This window comes from Exiguobacterium aestuarii (assembly GCF_020171655.1).
Taxonomy (GTDB): Bacteria; Bacillota; Bacilli; order Exiguobacteriales; family Exiguobacteriaceae; genus Exiguobacterium; species Exiguobacterium aestuarii_A.
On record NZ_JAIVAC010000002.1, the window covers coordinates 198,924 to 219,502 of the forward strand.

Genomic DNA, 20,579 nt, shown 5'->3' on the forward strand with positions numbered 1-20,579 from the left:
CCTCCTCAGAAGGTACCCCTCTATCATAAACGATATAACCGCGCTGCGAATGGTCGAAGCATGAATGTCTCGGTATCAATCGTCTCCGGATCGATTTCATTCGTCATGACAAGCGTCGCACCCGCAATCTCCGGAATGGTCACTTCTGCCGGATTCGCAGTCAAGTTGACGACCACGAAGAATCGATTGTTCTCAAATGTACGTTCGTAGACAAAGGCCTGCTTATGCTCTGGCAAGACATCACGATAACGACCGTACGTAAACGTATCTTCGGCCCGGCGAAGACGAATCATTTCCTTGTAGAACGAGAGAATCGAGTGCTGATCGTTTCGCTGTGCCTCAACGTTGAGTGTCTCATACTCTTCGTGAATCGGCATCCATGGGGTTGTCGTCGAGAAACCGGCATGCGGTGACGCATCCCATTGAATCGGCGTTCGCACGTTATCACGGGATGTGCCCCATACTTGCTGCATCGAGTCGACTTCACTCATCCCGTTCGCAATCCGTTCGAAGTATTCATTCTTCGTCGCGACATCATCGTAGTCATGGATGGATGGAAGCGGTACGTTCTTCATCCCAATCTCTTGTCCTTGGTAAATGAACGGCGTCCCGTGCATAAAGAAGTACATCATCGCGAGCGCAGTCGCACTCTCCCGCCAATAATGATGCTCATCCCCAACGAGCGAGACCGCCCGCACCATGTCATGGTTTTCAATATATAGCGCGTTCCAACCCGTCTCACGTAAACCTTGTTGCCACTTATCGAAGATTCGTTTCAACTCGACGACATCGAGTGGGGCCAGACGTGACCGCCGCATAATGTCGACATGGTCAAAATGAAACGCCATATTCATTGCGCCGTTTTCTGGACCCATCCAAAGATCTGCTGCTTCCGGCTCAATCCCGTTCGTTTCACCGACCGTCATAATATCGTATTTCGAGAACGTTTCCCGTTTCATCTCTTGAAGATAGTCATGGATGCCGTCGATATTCGAGTACATCGAGAACGCCGTGACGACCGGCTTGCCGTCCGGTGATGGAAGCATCGTTCCCGTTGGCATCTTTTTAATGTGACTGATCGCATCGACGCGGAATCCGTCCACCCCTTTATCGAGCCACCAGTTAATCATGTCATAGATGGCCGTTCGAACTTCACGGTTCTCCCAGTTCAGATCCGGTTGCTTCTTCGAGAAGACGTGTAAGTAGTATTGATCGGTCTTTTTATCGTATTCCCAAGCAGAGCCACCAAAGATACTTGCCCAGTTGCTCGGTGGCGCACCGTCTTTTCCGTCTCGCCAAATGTACCAATCCCGTTTTGGATTATCTTTAGAGCTTTTCGATTCAAGGAACCACGGATGCTCATCCGATGTATGATTGACGACGAGGTCGAGCAACAGTTTCATGCCACGTGCATGTACGGCCTCTAATAGCGCATCGAAATCTTCCATTGTTCCGAACTCTTCCATAATGTCTTGATAGTCACTAATATCATATCCGTTGTCATCGTTTGGCGACTTATACATCGGACAAATCCAAATCACGTCAATGCCAAGGTCTTCTAAGTAATCGAGCTTTTCGATAATCCCACGTAAATCCCCGATTCCATCCCCATTCGAATCTTTGAAACTTCGTGGATAGATTTGATAGGCAATCGCCTCTTTCCACCATACGCGACTCACTTCTGTTTGTTTTGTTTGGCTGAACAACGTCTCCATACGGCACGTGCCTCCTACAATAAGGTATGATTCACATCTACCATAGCACTAGTGCAAGCGTTTGCAAAGAATCAACTCACAAAAAATGCAGTTTACACTGCATTTGAATGAAGCGCCCCAACTTGTTCACAAAAAGTCGTGATGAGCTTCGATAAGTGTTTCCAATCATTGTCCATCGTCGCGACGTGATACGAGTTCGAGAGCACCGCATATTCTTTTGTACCTTGCAATTGATCGAACAACCAAATCGAATCGGTCGGTGGCACGACGTTGTCGACTGCCGAATGGATGACATATGTCGGCACATCAACCGACCCGACGTGCGGGCGTACCTCGTCAATTAACGCCAGCAATTCCCGAATCGCCTTTGTCGGCACGCGGTCGTAGACAATCTCGTATACATCCTCTGCTAGAATGTCGGGCGCGTCTTCATCGATGAATCGACACTCGGTATCTGACGCATGACACGCATACCCAGGTACGGACAAGGCTGCATTGATTGTGACGATAGCATCAGCCTTTTCTTCAAGCGCAGCTTTGAGCGCTAGCGTCCCGCCCATTGATTGACCGACGACGATGACCGTCCGACACGACTCGCGCAATCGTTCGATGCCCTCGATGACACTCTTGTACCAACATCGATGCGTTGAACATCGAAAATCTTCTGGATCTGTCCCATGCCCTTTCAAACGTGGAGCATACACCGTAAAGCCTTGTTTCATCAGTTCAATCCCAACGTCTTGCACACTCTGAGGCGTTCCATTGAATCCGTGACAAAGCAAAATACCAATTTCGTTTCCTTCATAATAAAATGCGCCTGCTCCAGGAATGACTGGATAGTTGATTGCTCTCATTACTGCCTCCTTTTTTAATTCCCACTTAACCGATACAATTAATTCGTATTAGAAGAGTGTAAAAGTTATCGACCCAACCGTCAAGTTCTTCATGTTTCGTTTACCTTGTCATCAAACTGTAATCATAACTTCGTATTTAGTGGATTGAGTTCTGACGTCCGCTTGGTTATGTTTAACATGTAGTTAAAAACTTGGGAAATGTGTTTGTCACTTTTGACAATACACGAATAATTTTTCAAGTGATTCGTTAAAAGGAAAGTAATGTAAGCGTTATCATGTTGTTTTTTGATAAAAAGGAGGGGTATTTATACTCAATTTATGATGGTGCACAATGGGGAAATCGAATCACACAATTACATCTAAGGGAGACTTACACATGGGGAAACCAACACAATCATTTAAGGCAGTCACTGGACTCGCCTTGTCAGCAGGACTCATCGTCAGTAGCATGACGCCGATCGCGGCAAATGTACATGCCGAGACGTTGAATGCTTCAGACCTCTTCATCTCAGAGTATGTAGAAGGCTCAAGCAACAATAAAGCCATCGAGTTGTTTAACGGAACGAACGCGACGATCGACCTTTCTGCTTACAAAATTGAACTCTATTCAAACGGTGGCACAACTGCCGGAAACACATTGAATTTGACGGGAACACTCGCACCAGGAGCTACATATGTCATCGTGAACGGTAGTGCGTCAGACGCATTGAAAGCGAAATCGAATACAACGAGCGCTGTGACGAACTTCAACGGAGATGACACGATCGTCTTGAAAAAAGGAGACACTGTTCTCGATGTCTTCGGTCAACTCGGTGTCGATCCGGGTACGAAATGGGGAACGACCGTCGCGACTGCCGACCAGTCACTCATCCGTAAAGATACGGTCACGCGTGGCGACAGTGACGGAAGCGATGCTTTCGATCCTGCTGTCGAATGGACATCGACACCACAAGACTCATTCGATAACCTCGGGGCGCATACGTTCCAAGGCGTCGAGTATGGCGATGGTGGCACGACGGAGCCACCTGCACCGATCACGCCGATTTCAATCGCGGACGCACGGACAAAAGCAGAAAATGAGACGGTCACTGTAAAAGGAGTCGTCACTGGAAAACTTGCGAACACAATCTCGATTCAAGATGCGACAGGCGGTCTTTCTATCCGTCCGACGTCCCTTGCGGTCAATGTCGGGGATGAAGTCGTCGTCACAGGCGTCGTCGGTTCGTATCGTGAACTCCTGCAATTGAACAGCGCGGTCGTCGTCTCGAAACAAGCAGCAACGCTTCCTACTGCACAAGTAGTGACGGGAGAACAAATCAATGAAGACGTCGAGTCAGAACTCGTAACCGTCAACAATGTCACGCTCACAGGGAGCGGTCAAAACTTGACGGCGACGGACGGAACGAAAGAATTCATCGTTCGTGACGAGCGGGGCATCCTCGATTTACAGACGGATGTGAACTATTCATCCATCACAGGAATTGTTCAGCAGTTTGACGATGCTTATCAAATCATCCCGCGTGACCCAGCGGACACGGTCATCGATACGTCAGTCCTTCGCCCGGCCGTCGCAAAACCAGGTGCCGGAACGTTTGTCGGACCGCAAGACGTCACACTCTCAACGACGACGGCAGATGCCGAGATTTTCTATACGCTCGACGGTTCAGATCCGGTAGAGAACGGGACTCGTTACGAAGGTTCGATTCGCATCGAAAACTCGACGACACTGAAGACGGTCGTGAAAACAGGCGACACGTTCAGCGCTGTCTCGACGTTCTCATACAAGATCACAGATAAGATTCGCATTCACGACATCCAAGGAGCGAACCATACGGCTCCAATGAACGGACAGACGGTTGAGGGCGTCGAAGGAATCGTCACGTCTACTTTCGTCTCGAGCGGGACGACATATTACTTCATCCAGACACCGGATGCTGAAGCCGACAACGATGCACGCACATCTGAAGGGATTGTCCTTTACGGTGGACGTTCAATCGCTGGTATTCAAGTCGGTGACCTCGTCAAGGTGAACGGGAAAGTGAGCGAATACGCGATTGAAGGATATAGCGATCGCCAACAGACGGACATGAAGATGACGCAAATCGATACACGTAACGGAAAAGTCGAAGTCGTCGCGAGCGGTGTGACACTCCCGACTCCGATTACAATCGATGCTTCAAACCTACCGACAGAGTTTATCGATAGTGATAACCTCGCTGTCTTCAACCCGGAGAAGGACGCGATTGACTTCTGGGAAAGCCTCGAAGGCATGCGCGTTCAAACGACCAACTTGAAATCAGTCGGACCACAAGAATACGGTGACCTCGTGACCGTGCTCGAAGATACGCCAACGGAGACTTACAATGGTGGTGTCTTATTGAAAAAGAACGACGCAAACCCGGAGCGCATTCAATTCCGTCTCGAACCGAACGCAGAAGCACGTGACTTCGATGTGGCGACAGGCGACCGTTTCAACGGACCAATCGTTGGTGTCGTCGGCTACTCATTCGGAAACTACAAGATTCAAGCGTCGCTCGAAGACATGAAAGCTGCCTTCGTCAAAGGGGATGCGCAGCGTGAGAAGACGTTCATCGAAGCAGAAGAAGATCAATTGACGATTGCGTCTTACAACTTAGAAAACTTCTCGAACAACATTAAAGAAACATCAGATGAGAAGGCGCTCAAATTGGCAAAAGCATTCGTCAATGAATTGAACAGCCCTGACATCATCGGCGTAACAGAAGTACAGGACAACGATGGACAAGACAAAGGTGCGGGTTCTGCCGCTGATCAAAGCTATCAACGGTTGATCGACAACATCGTCGCTGTCGGCGGGAAAACGTATAAGTACGTCAACATCGACCCTGAGAACAACCAAGACGGTGGTGCGCCGGATGCCAACATTCGTGTCGGTTTCTTGTATGACCCTGCGCGTGTATCGTTGACGGATGGAATGCCTGCTGGTGACGCGACGACGGCAGTCGGATATGTTGACGGGAAGTTGACGCACAACCCGGGACGTATCGACCCGACGAACGAAGCGTTCAATCGCTCACGTAAACCGTTGGCAGCTCAATTTGATTTCCAAGGTGAGAACGTGATTGTCATCGCGAACCACTGGAACTCAAAAGGCGGCGATACTGGATTCTTCGGTTCACAACAGCCGGTCGTACTCGGAAGTGAAGTACAACGTAAGAAGATTGCACAAGTCGTCCACAACTTCGTGGCGGACGTGAAGACGAAAAACCCGGAAGCGAACGTTGTCGCACTCGGAGACTTTAACGATTTCGAATTCTCGGATGCGCTTCAGATCTTTAAAGGAGACTTGATGACGAACATGGTCGAGAAAGTCCCTGCTGTTGACCGCTACTCATATGTCTATCAAGGAAACTCACAAGTACTCGACCACATCCTCGTGTCGAACCGCTTGGCCGCTTCTACGAAGATTGACATGATTCACGTCAATGCGGACTTCACCGAGATGTCAGGTCGCGCGAGTGACCATGATCCGGTTCTCGCACAAATCGACTTCACTCCAGAACCTGAAGTGGAATTGACGCGTTACACGGTAGAAAATCATCCAGCCGCTCGCCTCGTCCTTCAAGAGGACTTTATCGGTGTGACGATTGGAAAAGGGACAAACTTTAAAAACGGAATCTTTGTCCGTGGCGCTTACACGGAATTGACGGGTGATGCGTTGAAAAACGTCGTCGTTCAAGTGAAACCGAAAGAAGCCGGTGCCATCATCGACTTCAAAGGCGCAACAGTGAAAGAAGTGATTGTTGACGGAAAAAACCTTGCCGAGATTCGCGGGGCGAAAAATGTTCAGCGCATCACGTATGCGAAAGGTGCTTCTCCATCATCCATCATCATCAAGAAATAACATGTTGAAACGCAGACACATCGTCTGCGTTTTTTTTGGTTTCAGCTCCCTTGAAGCGGGGATAAAAAGGAAGATGCTGAATCATGGAGGATGAAACTGATGGAATTGTATAACGGAGATTTATATTGGCCAACGACCGAATCAGATGACGTGGTGTTGCAACAACCTGAGAAAAAAGAGCAGTATGACGTGCTCGTCATCGGAGCCGGAATGTCGGGAACGCTGACAGCTTACACGTTGCAACAGGATGGTGTGGATTTTGCGGTGCTCGACGGACGAAAAGTCGGAACAGGCAGCACGTCGGCCAACACCGGTCTTATTCAATATTCAAATGACATTATGTTACATGAACTCGCCGAAAAAATCGGAGAAGACGCGGCGGTACGCTTCTATCGTCTTTGTCTCGATGCCGTCGAATCACTTGATCAGGTAGCGGAAGATGTCGGGGCATCCGATATTTATATTCGCCGGGATAGCCTTTGTTTTGCGAGTGAAGAGGCCGATGTTGCCAAATTGAAACTTGAGTATGAGATGCTTTCGAAGCATGGTTTTGAAGTGGAATGGCTTGATCGCGATGCATTGCGTGAACGTTTTCCATTCGACAAACCTGCGGCCTTGATCACAAAAGGTGATGCCGAAGTCAATCCGCTCACGCTCAGTCGTCAAATCATTCGTCACTTATCGAAACAAAACGTCCCGATTTTTGAAGAAACATCGGTAGATGAAGTCGTTTCAGAAGGCGAAGGATGGATTGTCCTCACTTCAAACGGTACATTCAAAGCAAACAAAGTCATTTTTGCGACAGGTTACGGTCCTGCTCCCCTACTTGATTCTCATCGGATCGATTTGAACCGTTCATACGCCATCGCAACGAATCCGATTGCAGAGTTCAGCGAATGGGAAGGACGCGCACTCATTTGGGAGACGAAACGACCATACCTATATTTACGTACGACTCCGGACGGTCGGATTATCGCTGGTGGCCTCGACGAAGACAAGGCAGAGACGCCTCACGATGAGGCACTCATGAACGACCGGGCTGAACGAGTGAAGGAGAAAATTGCAGAACTCTTCCCGATGTATGACCTTGAAGTCGATTATGCCTGGGTCGCCTTGTTTGGAGAATCGGTGGACCAACTCCCGTTCATCGGAGAGCACCCGAATCGACCGAATTTGTTTTACTTGCTCGGATATGGGGGAAATGGGACGGTGTACAGTATGCTCGGCTCTCACATCCTGAGCGCCCTCGTTCGTGGTCAGCATCATCCAGACGCTGATCTCGTTCGTCTAGACCGAACGTAACCCCTATTCTTGGGGGTTGTTACATATTGAAGGAGTGTTTTTGGATTGAAGAAAAAAAGAAAAGCAAGATGGGTGTACGCGTTTCGCCGACTGATCGTGTTTCTCGTCCCTCTTGGCTGCGCCATCTGGTTTTGGCCAAACGAGTCGACACCCACCACGCAGTTAAAGTCTGAACAAGTCTCTATTTCCGAGGAAATATACACGATCGAAAAGCGTTCACCCGTTGTAGAAGACGGTGTGACGCGATATGAATATGATGTTGTGGTGCATGGTGAACCAAGTACGGATGAACTTCAATCCATTAGCCATGACGTCATCGAGAACGTCCAACAGTCTGACCAATTCCAGGCCGCCTTATTACGATTTTATGATGACGCCGCCTATATCGGGACAGAACCCCCACTCGGTGAGGCCGTATTCGCTCCTGAAGGCGACTATGCGCTTGCCGACTGGGTCGAACCTGGTCAAACAGACGAGATGATGTTCGGCTGGCAGCTTCGTGAGAAAGAGTGGTCGACGAAACTGACTGGAAAAGAGATTCAAATCTGGGCGTTGTGGCAGGAACAATATACGAAACAGGATCCAGACGACCCGGACGTGAAATCAAAAGTGACGCGAATCGTCTCCAGTGAATATGATCTTGACCCAAAAATCGTGCAACAAATCGTTTTGAAGCAGCACGTATGGGCCGCGCTATAAGTGAGTTACTCGTTTGTGTGAAATCTCTCTTTTTTGAAAAAAGAGGGATTTTTTTATTTGGGTTAGGGAACACCGATACAGTAGGTCAAAACGTGACTTACAACGGTCAGTCATACTTAAGGGAGGCAATCACATGGGGAACAAGAAAGAAGAGCAGTTAAAACAACATACGATTGATAACGAACAACAAGCAGGCTTGACGACGAACCAAGGATTGAAGATGGCGGAAGATGAATTCTCACTGAAGGCAGGGCGTCGCGGTCCGACCTTGATTGAAGATTTTCATTTCCGGGAGAAGATGACCCACTTTGACCATGAGCGGATTCCAGAACGGATTGTCCACGCTCGCGGCGTTGGGGCACACGGAGAGTTTCACGTATATGAACCGCTCGCCGACATCACAAAAGCTGATTTCTTGAACGATCCTTCGAAGACAACACCGGTATTTGTCCGTTTCTCGACCGTCCAAGGCTCGCGTGGGTCTGCGGATACAGTCCGTGACGTACGCGGTTTTGCGACGAAGTTTTATACAGACGAAGGGAACTACGACCTAGTCGGAAACAACATCCCGGTCTTCTTTATTCAGGATGCCATCAAATTCCCAGACCTTGTCCATGCTGTAAAACCTGAACCGCATACGGAAGTGCCGCAAGGGGGAAGCGCGCACGATACGTTCTGGGACTTCGTCGGACAAAACCACGAGACCGCTCATATGGTCATGTGGGCGATGAGTGACCGGGGAATTCCACGTAGTCTACGCATGATGGAAGGATTCGGGGTCCATACGTTCCGTCTCGTGAATGCGGAAGGAAAGGCACATTTCGTCAAATTCCATTGGAAACCGAAGCTCGGTGTCCATTCACAAGTATGGGACGAAGCTCAAAAAGCAGTCGGGAAAAATGCGGACTTCCACCGTGTCGATTTGTATGAAGCCATCAACAAAGGCGATTATCCGGAATGGGAGCTCGGACTCCAACTCATCCCTGAAGAAGATGAGTTCAACTATGACTTCGACATTTTAGACCCGACTAAACTGTGGCCCGAGGAAGAAATCCCTGTGAAACTTGTCGGGAAGATGACACTCAATCGAAACGTCGATAACTTCTTCGCCGAAACCGAGCAAGTCGCCTTCCATCCGGGACACCTCGTTCCAGGAATCGATTTCTCGAACGACCCGCTCTTACAAGGGCGCTTGTTCTCTTATACAGATACGCAACTCTCGCGTCTCGGTGGACCAAACTTCCACCAGATTCCAATCAACAAACCCGTTTGTCCGTTCCACAACAATCAGCGTGACGGCATGCATCAAATGGCCGTCCACAAAGGACAAACGAGTTATCATAAAAATGCGCTCAATAACAATCAGCCTGAACCCGTACCAGCTGACCAAGGCGGATTTGAGCATTATCAAGAGAAAGTCGATGGACATAAGATTCGAGGACGCAGCGACAGCTTCCTAGACTACTATTCACAGGCGAAACTCTTCTATAACAGCATGACCGATGTCGAAAAGCAACACATTCAAGAAGCCTGCAGTTTCGAACTCGGGAAATGTGAGTCGGATATGGTGAAAGAAAACGCTGTCGATTTATTAAATCGGATCGATCGCCATCTCGCCGAGGTCGTCGCGGACAATTTAGGCGTGCAAGTACCTGAAGAAAACAATGAAGTCCAGTCAGACAAGACGTCCCCTGCCCTCTCGATGGCGAACACGATCAAAAAACCAGATACGAAGAGCGTCGCCCTTCTCCTCGCCGGTGACGTGGATGCGAATCAAGTGAAGCAATGGGTGAAGCAACTCGCCGACCACAACGTCAACTATAGTCTCGTCGGTAAGAAAGCCTATATGCTCGGTGATTTGAAAGTAAAAGAGACGTATGACACGGTCGACTCGAGCCTCTTCGACGCCGCCTTCTTGGTGAGTGCCGCAACCTCGGTCGAAGATGACGTCCTCGAGTTCATCGAGAACACGTATAAGCACTATAAACCGCTCGCCCTGCACGTGCATCATAAAGAAGCGCTCGCAACATGTCGCGTGAAGACAGACCAGCCTGGGGTCTTCACGTTTGATACGCATAACCTCGATGGGTTCGATACGTTCATCGACGGAATCGCAACCGCCCGCTTCTGGGACCGCGCTTAACGATACCACTCGACTCGATTCACGAGTCGAGTTTTTTTATTTGCTCCATGAACTCGTGGAATGCATCATCTCAGACAATCCTGTTTTGATTTGGTATACTCTTTTAGTTATGTTTATTAACTATTCGAATTTGAAGAAAAGGAGGCGTCGTTTTCGATGCAACAACCTATCCAAAAACTGTGGACGAGAGACTTTTTGATTATCTCGCTCATCAACTTCTTCCTGACGCTCATCTTTTTCTTATTGATGGTCACCATCGGGGTACATGCCGTCGAGTCGTACGGGGCGACGACGAGTCAAGCAGGGCTCGTCACCGGCATCTTTATCATCGGGACGTTGACCGGACGATTGTTCATCGGTCGACTCATCGATTCGATTGGCCGGAAAAAGACGCTTTATATCGGGCTCGTCTTTTTCACCGCCACCATCTTGTTGTACTTCGTCCATTGGGGCGTCGGGTTCTTATTGCTCACTCGTTTCGTACACGGTCTCGGGATGGGATTATCGAGTACCGCAACCGGAACAATCGTGGCACAGGTCATTCCCGCGACACGAAAAGGCGAAGGGATTGGCTACTACAGTATGAGCTCTACCTTGGCGACAGCCATCGGGCCATTCGTCGGGTTGCTCCTTAGCCAATATACGAGTTTCACCGTCATTTTCGGACTTTGTTTCGTGATCGGACTGATCAGTTTGGCGAGTACGTTCTTCGTGAACGTACCAGAAGTAGACGCACCGGAAGTCGTTCGTGGTTTCTCATTGAAATCATTCGTTGAACCGAAGGCGTTACCGATCGCGCTCATCATTGGGGTGGCCGCACTCAGCTACTCAAGTGTCTTGTCCTATATCAACTTTTATGCGAGTGAACTCGACTTGATTGAAGCGGCGAGTATTTTCTTCCTCGTCTATTCCGTCGCCGTCCTGTTGTCGCGTCCGATCACCGGGAAGTTGATGGATGCGCGCGGGGCGAACGTCGTCATGTATCCAGCGATCGCGATTTTCGCCGTCGGGCTTCTCGTGCTCAGTCAAGCGAATAGCGGCTGGATGCTGTTACTCGCAGGTGCTCTAATCGGGCTCGGGTTTGGGAATATCCAGTCCGGTACACAAGCGATTGCCGTCAAAGCATCCCCACCCCACCGGATGGGTATGGCTACTTCGACGTTCTTCATCGCACTCGATGCAGGTCTCGGGTTTGGTCCGTATTTCATCGGTCTACTCATTCCATTGACTGGATTTTCGACGCTATACTTGATGCTTTCCGGCGTCGTTCTCTTTACCATTTTCTTGTATTACCTCATGAATGGCCGAAGCGAACAAAAACAACTAAAAGAGGCCGCCTGACAGGATGTGATTGCATCCTGTCTTTTTTTGAAAGTTCACACATTTTATCGAAGGATACGTTAAGATAAAAATGACGTGTAAAAAATAGAACGAAATGAGGGAGACGAGATGAAGGCTGACCAAACACTTCAATACAACGCATCGATTTTATTACGGACGTTCGATAAAATTTCAGACTATGTGTTCTTTATGGAAGTCGATGGTTCAGCTTATCGATACGTCTTTGTGAATGAACCCGCAAAACGCGCGATCAACTGGTCGGACGCAGATGTCGGAAAACAGATTGACGAACTCGTCCCCGCTGAAACGGCCGCGCTCATCACAACCTATTACGATGAAGCGATTCGAACGAAAAAAAGTGTCGTCTATGAAGACTATCGTCTTGCTGACTCATTCTACACCGATACGGTAGAAGCAAATGATGTATTGACGCTTCCCCTTCATTACTTCGAGTCAGAAGTGACTCCTATTTTTAATGACGAGGGACAATGTACACATATCGTCTCGGTCGTCCGCGAAGTGACGGAACGAAAGCGTCGCGAACTGGAATTGTCCATTTTGAAAGATCATCATGAGTCATTAAGACGTTACTCGCCCCATGGCATTTTTGTACTTGATCATCATCTGAATATCAAATCGGTCAATCCGGCCGTCATGAGCATCACTGGATATGCCGAGCAGGAGATGCTCCATCAACCGTTCCTTTACTGGCTTCCCGAGGACGAACGTTCTCGTGTACGGAAAGGGTTGCAGTTCACGTTATCCGGCATTCCGCACAAGTATTCGGTTTACGCCACTCATGAGTCTGGGGAGCGGCTTGATTTGTCTGTGTTGAACATCCCGATCGAAGTCGGTGGCAACATCACTGGATTGTTTGCCATCATCATCGATTTAACGCCTGAGAAGAACGCTGAACGGGCCACAATCGAAAGTGAACGTCGCTATCGCCAACTGATCGAAACGATTCCGGAAGGCATCATCGTTCACCAAGATGGGAAGATTTTATATGCGAACGCAATGGCGCTCGAAACGATTGGAGAGACTTATCTCGAGAGTGAATCTATCTTTTCTTTCATTGCAGAAGAATATCACCAATCCACTCGGACACGTCTCGCTACCCTTGAACTAGGTGGACCTGTTCAAGATACCGAGATGGTCGTTGTGACGCCGAGCGGGGACCGACTTCATATGGACATCAGCAGTCTCCTCATCGACTATGAAGGACAGCTGGCCATATTGACGATTTTGCGCGATGTCACGGAAAAACGAGAAATGGAACAGGCCTTGAGACAAAGTGAGTTACAATACAGACTGATCACGGAAAACATGAGTGATCTCGTTTGCATATTAGAACGGGACGGGACGGTTCGTTACGCCTCCCCTTCTCATCGTACGGTTCTCGGCTTTGCGGCCGATTACTATGAAGGGAAGAATACGCTCGACTATATTCATCCAGATGACATTCAAATCGTCCGTTCACAATTGAAGGACTTGAAAGAGCAAGACGTCTCGCTGACTCTTGAATTCCGACACTTTCACGCGGACCAACGCTGGATTTGGCTCGAGACAAAAATTCAAGCTATCTATGACGAATCAGGGCATCTTCTGCACTACTTGACGGTCAGCCGAGAAATCATGCAGCGAAAAGCGCTTGAGAAGCGCTTAAAGCACTTGGCATATCACGACACGCTGACTGATTTGCCGAACCGACGCTACTTCCTCGCCTATCTTGAAGAAGCCATCGAAGAGACGAGATATGAGAAAGAGCAATTAGGCGTTCTCGCGCTCGATGTCGACCGTTTCAAGCAAATCAACGACACGTTCGGCCATGATGTCGGGGATGAGCTTTTGCGGCAATTGGCGCGCCGATTGACGTCGGTACTCCGAAAACAAGATATGGTGGCAAGACTCGGGGGCGATGAATTCGCCGTCCTCATCCGATTCACCGATCCTTCTTCTCTCCATCGTGTCGCCGAAAAGATTATCCAAGCGTTACAACGACCTTGGGAAATCGACCAGCATACATTCATCACAACTTCGAGCGTCGGTGGCGCTCGTTATACAAAAGGATTGTCGACTAAACAGCTGTTAAAACGCGCCGACCTCGCTTTATATGAGGCGAAAGCAGACGGTCGAAACCAATATGTACTCGCAAAGGACCTGTGAATCAAGGTCCTTTTTTTCACGTGAAACATATGTAGAACACCTAAATACGAACATTAAATACTAAAAAATCTAAATACATTCATTTTTAGATCGTTTTTACGAAGTTTCCCTTTGACTTTGAGAGCTGTTCACGTTATATTACCGAATGGGCGAAGTTTTTTTATAGTTCAAGATGTTAATGTTCGTGAATAGGGGTGCAACTTATGGATAAAGTGTTTGATTATGAAGATATTCAATTAATTCCTGCAAAATGTATTGTCGATAGTCGTTCGGAATGTGACCCGACCGTCGAGCTCGGGGGCTTCACGTTCCGTTTACCGGTCGTCCCGGCTAACATGCAAACGATTATTGATGAGAAAGTGGCGCTCATGTTGGCCGAGAACGGTTACTTTTACATTATGCATCGCTTCAATCCTGAGACGCGTCTCGCGTTTATCCAGGACATGCACGAGAAAGGTCTCTATGCCTCCATCAGCGTCGGGGTGAAAGAAGAGGAGTATGCATTTATCGAGATGCTTCAGTCGACTGGTCATACACCAGAATTTATTACGATCGATATCGCACATGGACACTCGAACGCGGTCATCCGAATGATTCAACATATCAAGCACCATCTTCCTGGTTCATTTGTCATCGCAGGGAACGTCGGGACGCCAGAGGCCGTTCGTGAATTGGAACATGCCGGAGCGGATGCGACGAAAGTCGGAATCGGACCAGGGAAAGTATGCATCACGAAAATCAAAACGGGATTCGGCACGGGCGGCTGGCAATTGGCGGCGCTCCGCTGGTGTGCCAAGGCAGCAACGAAGCCGATCATCGCGGATGGGGGAATCCGTACACATGGGGATATCGCCAAGTCGATTCGTTTTGGCGCTTCGATGGTCATGATCGGTTCATTGTTCGCTGGCCATGACGAATCTCCAGGGGAAACATTCGAGCAAGACGGCAAGCAACTAAAAGAGTATTTCGGCTCTGCTTCCGAGTTCCAAAAAGGTGAGCGAAAAAACGTCGAGGGGAAAAAGATGTTTGTCGAACACAAAGGGGCATTACAAGATACATTGACCGAGATGGAGCAAGATCTCCAGTCGGCGATTTCTTACGCGGGTGGCGACAGTCTCGAAGCATTGCGCACGGTAGACTATGTCATGGTGAAAAACTCAATCTTCAATGGGGATAAAGTATACTAAAAAAAGGCGACCTCGTGTCGCCTTTTATAGTTCCTTCATCATCATGTAATAGTCAGATCCGGGTGGGTAGTCCGGTAGCACACCGGCGACCGTATAGCCAAAGCGCTCATAAAATGATTTCGCCTGAAACGAGAACGTCGTCAACTTCACACGCGTCGCACCGAGCGACTTCGCAATCGTCTCCCCTTCTTCAAGCAACCGACTCCCGAGCCGCTGTCCCTGAACGTTCGACTCCACCCATAAACGGTCTAAATCGAACCATCCCCAATACACACTCCCGTACAAGCCAGCAATGATTCGTCCGTCTTGCTCGATTTTCAATTGAACAGCCGGTACGATCGCCTTGCGAATCTCGCGATGATGCGCAGAGTGAACATTATTATAATCACGTAGCTTCCCAGTCAAAAACTGTTGAAATGACTCGTCTTCTTCATGGATTCGTACAATTGTATGCATTAATCCTCCACCGTCCCATTCACAAAAAACGTAATCAATTCCTGCTCTTCTTCGTTCAATTCGCGATTGACAAGTGCAGCGTATGATTGGGTGATTTCCTCGGTATTTCCTGGGAAATCATTTGAAATCATGGCGATTCTTCTCAATGCAAGGCAATCTTCTGCGAACGCTTCACGACTTACCATCTCACCGTGCGACCAGACAATCTGTTGTGCATCAAATGTCTCTAGTACATGTAACAACCGAAGTGTCTCCTCTGGTGTCATTCGCCATGTCGGGGCATACAAATTTGCATACAGCGCGTCTCCTAAAAATAAGATGCGTTCTTCCACGAGATAGATAACGACCGAATCTTTCGCATGGTCGCCACCGACATGCCTCAATATGACATGAACCCCGCCAAGGTCAAGCGTCAACGACTCCTGAAACGTAAGTGTTGGCAGAACGATTTGAATGTCTCGCGAATCACCATACTCTTCGCGGATTGCCTGGGCACAAAAGTCGATTTCAATTCCTTCAGCAACTCGTTGATTCAATGATGCATCATCCCAAGCGTAAGGGACGAGTTTCTGCATCTCGTGTTTCGTCGCCTCGCTTGCGATCGAGACCACTCCTTCTAAGGCAGGTAGACCGAAAATGTGGTCCCAATGCCAATGTGTCAATGCGACCATCGATGGCGCACGGAGGCCACGCTCTTGAAGCTGTCCTAAAAAGGTTGAGACATGCGCCACGGAGTTGCCTGCGTCAATGAGTAACGTATGGGTGTCACCGACAACGGCACCAAGAATCGGACGGTCCGTATGCGCAACCGGCGTCATATACCAAAAACGTTCCGAATGTTTGATCAAGGTTTGCATGAACGGCTCGACTCCTCTTCTATCAATTTGGTTAGTTCTTCAAATGAAGAACGCTCATCATTTTGGATTCGGACATGACGAAACGGGATCCGATCAAGCAATGTAAGCTCAAGTCGCTGTCTGTCTGCCAATACCGCAATCGTCCCCGATACACCGACAAGGTTACGTTTCGATGCATAGGACCCTGTCGTGTAATACTCGACAAACCCCTGTTGCCATTCAATCGGTCGTTCATTATAGACGACTGGAAATATACGGGTAACGTCGTTCAACTCTAAATATATGATGATTGGTTCGATTGGTTTTAGAATCGATGAAACCTCTTGAACGTATGTTTCAATCGCCTCTAACGAAACGTCTTGGGCGACCATCCCAATCGTGAACGGATTTTGAAGCAACGCACATTCAAAGATGACGTCTCGTTCTTCTTGCTCAAGCTTCTTTACATAACGACGCCATCGTTCGCACATGATTCGTGTGTGGAGTGCAAAGGGCAACTCATAGGCATCCGTTCCTACGCGCTCTTCCCCTTCATCGTAACGAACGAGCCATCCGCCTTCAATTTCATCAAGAATCGTACCATGTGAAGGTGGTTCCGTTACCCAGTAGATTTCATGCAGATCGACGGGGTGAGCAGCGTCCACTTCCGAATAGAAGACACCTTCTTTCAACGCACATATCTTTTCAGCAAATGTGGATTTTCCACTTCCCGGCAACCCCTCAATCAACCACAATTTCCCCATACTTAAAACTCCTCATCATTTGAATATCCATCGTATTGAAACCATTGGTTGCCACCATTGTTCTTCGCAATATACATAGCCGCATCCGCTTGCTGAAGAATCGAATCAATCGTTGAGGTAGATTGGATTGTGGCGACCCCGATACTTACTGTAAGACGTATGGTTTCACCATTTGACGCGCTTATTCCCTGGGAAATAACGTTGTTCATCTCCTTTAAGCCAACAGGTCCTTCCTCTTGAACGACAACGAATTCATCAGCTGAAAATCGATATACCTGACCTCCGAACGTTTCCACGAACCCGCTCAATCGTTGTGCGATTTCAATCAATAACTCATCTCCGATCAGGTAACCATATTGATCATTAATCCGTTTGAAGTCGTCTATATCGATCAACAACAATGTGATTTTTTGTGAACGCTGAATCTGTCTATATAGATCGGTCATCAGTGTATATCGATTACAGAGTTTTGTTAGTTGATCCTGTGTCGCAATTCGAATCATTTCGCGTTGTTTCCGCTCTTTCCGAATGCCGTTCTCTAACCATCTTGCAAGCAACCGAATCGTGTCTGCCAACTCTTGCAGGGTTTCTTCGTCGAGTTGATCATTTAAATTCCCTTGCTCCGCCAATAAGACAATCCACCCGAACACTTGGTGTTTATGTGTCAAAGGGAAGCTGACAATCGTTGTGAACTCAATTCCATCTACAATCAGTTCTCCTTCTTGAAGAGTTTGTGAACCGACCGTCGTCAGTTGATGGAGGGTGCATAGCTCTTCTTCCTCCCACATCAGACGAGACACCCCGTTCTCGACCAAGAGACGATGTGAGGATTCACTTGAGAAGATCACGGCATGCGAGTAACCGACCCATTCCAATAAGATTTCTTGAACTCGTGCCAACTGGTCTTGAAACGGCATACGAAGTGCCGTCGCTTCATACAACGCCTCTACGACTTGTTGGCGTTTGATTTGTCGCCGTGACATTTCTGTATGTTCAATCTCTGCCATGACCCAGTGTGTGAACGACTCGAGCGCATGTAGATTCTCTTCAGTGAATGTTCTCGCCTGAGCATCTACCACACAAAGCGTACCGATGACGTGACCTTGTTTCGTCCGGAGCGGCACCCCGGCATAGAACCCGACTTGTTCGAGCCACGGACTGTCACTCTCAAATGCTTCAGCTGCCACATCTTCAATCACAATCGGACGTTCCGACGTGACGACTCGCGTACATAGCGTCCACTCCCGCTTAAGATGAGAAGATTCGAGTTCGATCCCGACACACGATTTGAACCATTGCTGGTCCGTCGTCATGATGGAGATGAAGGCAATCGGCATCTGAAACGTTTGTGCGACCAAACGAGAAATCCGATCAAACCGTTCTTCTTGTGGCGTGTTTAAAATCTCCAATCGTAAGATGGCCTTTATTCGCTTTATCTCGCGTTCATCAAGTGAAGGATGAAGTAACTGCGACGGCTGTTCAATTTTCGATAAGACCACCTGGTGAGAATACAAGATTTCGAGTGCCTCATCTAGGTTTTCGAGCGCCATCGGGCGGCTAAAGAAATAACCTTGAATTTCATCACAGCCGAGCTGACGTAAAATACGATACTGTTCTTCCGTTTCAACGCCCTCTGCTGTCACTTCGAGCTCTAATTTTTTGGCGAGTGACACAATCAATTTGACGATTTCATACTCTTTCAGTCCATTTTCCTGGTCGAGTTGTGCAACGAATGATCGGTCAATCTTGATGCCATCGATTTCAAATAGCTTCAAGTAATTTAAAGAAGAATAACTCACCCCAAAATCATCAATCACCAATCGGAATCCTTGCTGCTTCAACGATTCAACCGTTTTGATGGCTGCGACCGGTTCATGCATAAGTGTGTGCTCCGTCACTTCGAACTCAAACTGCTCCGGCTTCAGGTCGTATGACGAAATGATGGTAACCAATTCATTCATGTGATGCTCATGAAACAAATTCGGTGACACATTCACGGCGACACGACGACCTTCGAATTGCTCTGCATGTGCAGATACGTCCTGACAGACTCGATTCATGACGAACTGTGTCACGTCTTCAATAAGCAGTGACTGTTCCGCCACACGAATGAACGTTTCAGGAGAGACGAACCCGAGTACCGGACTATTCCAACGAATGAGCGCCTCGAAATGAATCGACCCGTCCATCGACACTTTTGGTTGATACACCATATATAGTTCATCTTGTTTGAGAGCTTTCACAAGCTCCGTCTCAATCATAATCTCATCAATATAACGCTGAACATACTCATCATGTTCATATAGATGAATCGTTTGGTTACCGTTCTGACGTGCCTCTAATAAAGCCGTTGAGGCGTTCATGATGACGCGATCGGCGTCAGCAGTTCCCGAACCGATGCCGATACAACTTGATAATGGGAATTCTGCATCGGCCACTTTGTAAGAATGACTCGCGATGACATCAAGTAAATGTTCCGCATACATATAGGCCGTCTTCATCGGGACGTGGGGCAAGACCGCGATAAAATCTTCCCCATCGACCCGACCGATAATGGAACCTTGCGGGAGTGTATTCGCCAATTGACGCGTGATGTCTTTAATCAATTCATTCGAGCGCTCCACCCCTTGGAGCGACATCATCATCTTGAAACGATTGATATGTAGGCGCATCACACTCGTTTCTTCCATGCTCTGGCGCTCAAACAGTTGATCAAGATCCAATTTGACTTTCATCAAATTCGGCATTCCCGTCAAATAGTCCATATGTTCGATACTACGCAACAACTTGATTTCCGCTTCTTCTGACAAATCCGTCGTCAAACTGAGCACATAGCGCACGACACCCGATTCATCTTCGATCGGCACAAGCATAGAGGAGGCGAATCGGGCCGTATTGGATTCGACATTCATTTTTGACATAAAATAGACCGGTTCCCCCGTCTCGACGACCGCATCATAATGTCCAATCAATTCATCTGCCACTTCTGAGCGATACATCTCATGTAAATACTGACCTTCCACATCATCAGGAAGCGAGGAAGCGACTTTCCCTTGATCGCTCACATGAACATAACGATAGCCTTCATCCGTCACTTCCATTAGAAATACCATTCGATACAAGCGTGTGAACAGCTCGAATAGATAATATGGGTCGCCTTTCATCCGTTGCATCGTATACCTCCACCTGTTCCTTTTTCTTATAGTGTAGTTGGTTTCGCTCCGACTATGGAG

13 protein-coding genes are annotated in these 20,579 nt (G+C 48.2%); 7 read left to right on the top strand and 6 right to left on the bottom strand.

All coding sequences use genetic code 11. From position 1 onward, the window contains the following. Positions 1-23: 23 nt before the first annotated feature. Together LCM29_RS12015 and LCM29_RS12020 are read right to left on the bottom strand one after the other, a co-directional pair. Complete coding sequence (locus LCM29_RS12015) at positions 24-1,679, bottom strand: glycoside hydrolase family 13 protein (RefSeq protein ID WP_224863202.1); 1,656 nt, start codon at positions 1,677-1,679, stop codon at positions 24-26. A gap of 128 nt (positions 1,680-1,807) precedes the next feature. After that, a complete protein-coding gene (locus LCM29_RS12020; protein ID WP_224863064.1) occupies positions 1,808-2,569 on the bottom strand; it encodes an alpha/beta hydrolase in 762 nt (253 codons plus the stop codon). A gap of 376 nt (positions 2,570-2,945) precedes the next feature. Here LCM29_RS12020 and LCM29_RS12025 point away from each other — a divergent pair, with 376 nt between their 5' ends. From LCM29_RS12025 to guaC, 7 genes are all read left to right on the top strand, one after another. Further along, a complete protein-coding gene (locus tag LCM29_RS12025) occupies positions 2,946-6,452 on the top strand; it encodes a lamin tail domain-containing protein (protein WP_224863067.1) in 3,507 nt (1,168 codons plus the stop codon). A 99-nt stretch (positions 6,453-6,551) separates the two neighbouring features. Next, positions 6,552-7,754: an NAD(P)/FAD-dependent oxidoreductase gene (locus tag LCM29_RS12030; RefSeq protein WP_224863069.1), complete on the top strand. Its 1,203-nt coding sequence runs from the start codon at positions 6,552-6,554 to the stop codon at positions 7,752-7,754. 45 nt (positions 7,755-7,799) lie between these two features. After that, on the top strand, positions 7,800-8,453 hold the full coding sequence (locus LCM29_RS12035) for a hypothetical protein (protein WP_224863071.1): 654 nt from the start codon (positions 7,800-7,802) through the stop codon (positions 8,451-8,453). 133 nt (positions 8,454-8,586) lie between these two features. Further along, positions 8,587-10,596: a catalase gene (locus LCM29_RS12040; RefSeq protein WP_224863072.1), complete on the top strand. Its 2,010-nt coding sequence runs from the start codon at positions 8,587-8,589 to the stop codon at positions 10,594-10,596. A gap of 156 nt (positions 10,597-10,752) precedes the next feature. Then, positions 10,753-11,937, top strand: coding sequence for an MFS transporter (locus LCM29_RS12045; protein ID WP_224863074.1), 1,185 nt, complete (start codon positions 10,753-10,755; stop codon positions 11,935-11,937). 108 nt (positions 11,938-12,045) lie between these two features. Next, complete coding sequence (locus LCM29_RS12050; RefSeq protein ID WP_214695630.1) at positions 12,046-14,103, top strand: PAS domain S-box protein; 2,058 nt, start codon at positions 12,046-12,048, stop codon at positions 14,101-14,103. A 203-nt stretch (positions 14,104-14,306) separates the two neighbouring features. Further along, complete coding sequence (gene guaC / locus LCM29_RS12055) at positions 14,307-15,290, top strand: GMP reductase (RefSeq protein ID WP_074036799.1); 984 nt, start codon at positions 14,307-14,309, stop codon at positions 15,288-15,290. A gap of 24 nt (positions 15,291-15,314) precedes the next feature. Here the strand turns inward: guaC and LCM29_RS12060 are convergent, their stop codons facing one another. Genes LCM29_RS12060 through LCM29_RS12075 form a run of 4 tightly spaced genes read right to left on the bottom strand, consistent with a single transcriptional unit; the run spans position 15,315 to position 20,519 of the window. Next, positions 15,315-15,746, bottom strand: coding sequence for a GNAT family N-acetyltransferase (locus tag LCM29_RS12060; RefSeq protein ID WP_214696689.1), 432 nt, complete (start codon positions 15,744-15,746; stop codon positions 15,315-15,317). After that, positions 15,746-16,603: an MBL fold metallo-hydrolase gene (locus LCM29_RS12065; RefSeq protein WP_224863076.1), complete on the bottom strand. Its 858-nt coding sequence runs from the start codon at positions 16,601-16,603 to the stop codon at positions 15,746-15,748. Before LCM29_RS12065 ends, LCM29_RS12060 begins: the two co-directional genes overlap by 1 nt. Next, complete coding sequence (locus LCM29_RS12070) at positions 16,591-17,346, bottom strand: hypothetical protein (protein ID WP_224863078.1); 756 nt, start codon at positions 17,344-17,346, stop codon at positions 16,591-16,593. Before LCM29_RS12070 ends, LCM29_RS12065 begins: the two co-directional genes overlap by 13 nt. 2 nt (positions 17,347-17,348) lie before the next feature. After that, a complete protein-coding gene (locus tag LCM29_RS12075; RefSeq protein WP_224863080.1) occupies positions 17,349-20,519 on the bottom strand; it encodes an EAL domain-containing protein in 3,171 nt (1,056 codons plus the stop codon). Between the last annotated feature and the right edge of the window lie 60 nt (positions 20,520-20,579).

Coding starts and splice junctions, on each gene's coding strand:
- LCM29_RS12065 (WP_224863076.1), bottom strand. CDS start 16,603: ATGCAAACCTTGATCAAACATTCGGAACGTTTTTGGTATATGACGCCG.
- LCM29_RS12030 (WP_224863069.1), top strand. CDS start 6,552: ATGGAATTGTATAACGGAGATTTATATTGGCCAACGACCGAATCAGAT.
- LCM29_RS12020 (WP_224863064.1), bottom strand. CDS start 2,569: ATGAGAGCAATCAACTATCCAGTCATTCCTGGAGCAGGCGCATTTTAT.
- LCM29_RS12060 (WP_214696689.1), bottom strand. CDS start 15,746: ATGCATACAATTGTACGAATCCATGAAGAAGACGAGTCATTTCAACAG.
- LCM29_RS12075 (WP_224863080.1), bottom strand. CDS start 20,519: ATGCAACGGATGAAAGGCGACCCATATTATCTATTCGAGCTGTTCACA.
- guaC (WP_074036799.1), top strand. CDS start 14,307: ATGGATAAAGTGTTTGATTATGAAGATATTCAATTAATTCCTGCAAAA.
- LCM29_RS12050 (WP_214695630.1), top strand. CDS start 12,046: ATGAAGGCTGACCAAACACTTCAATACAACGCATCGATTTTATTACGG.
- LCM29_RS12070 (WP_224863078.1), bottom strand. CDS start 17,346: ATGGGGAAATTGTGGTTGATTGAGGGGTTGCCGGGAAGTGGAAAATCC.
- LCM29_RS12040 (WP_224863072.1), top strand. CDS start 8,587: ATGGGGAACAAGAAAGAAGAGCAGTTAAAACAACATACGATTGATAAC.
- LCM29_RS12025 (WP_224863067.1), top strand. CDS start 2,946: ATGGGGAAACCAACACAATCATTTAAGGCAGTCACTGGACTCGCCTTG.
- LCM29_RS12045 (WP_224863074.1), top strand. CDS start 10,753: ATGCAACAACCTATCCAAAAACTGTGGACGAGAGACTTTTTGATTATC.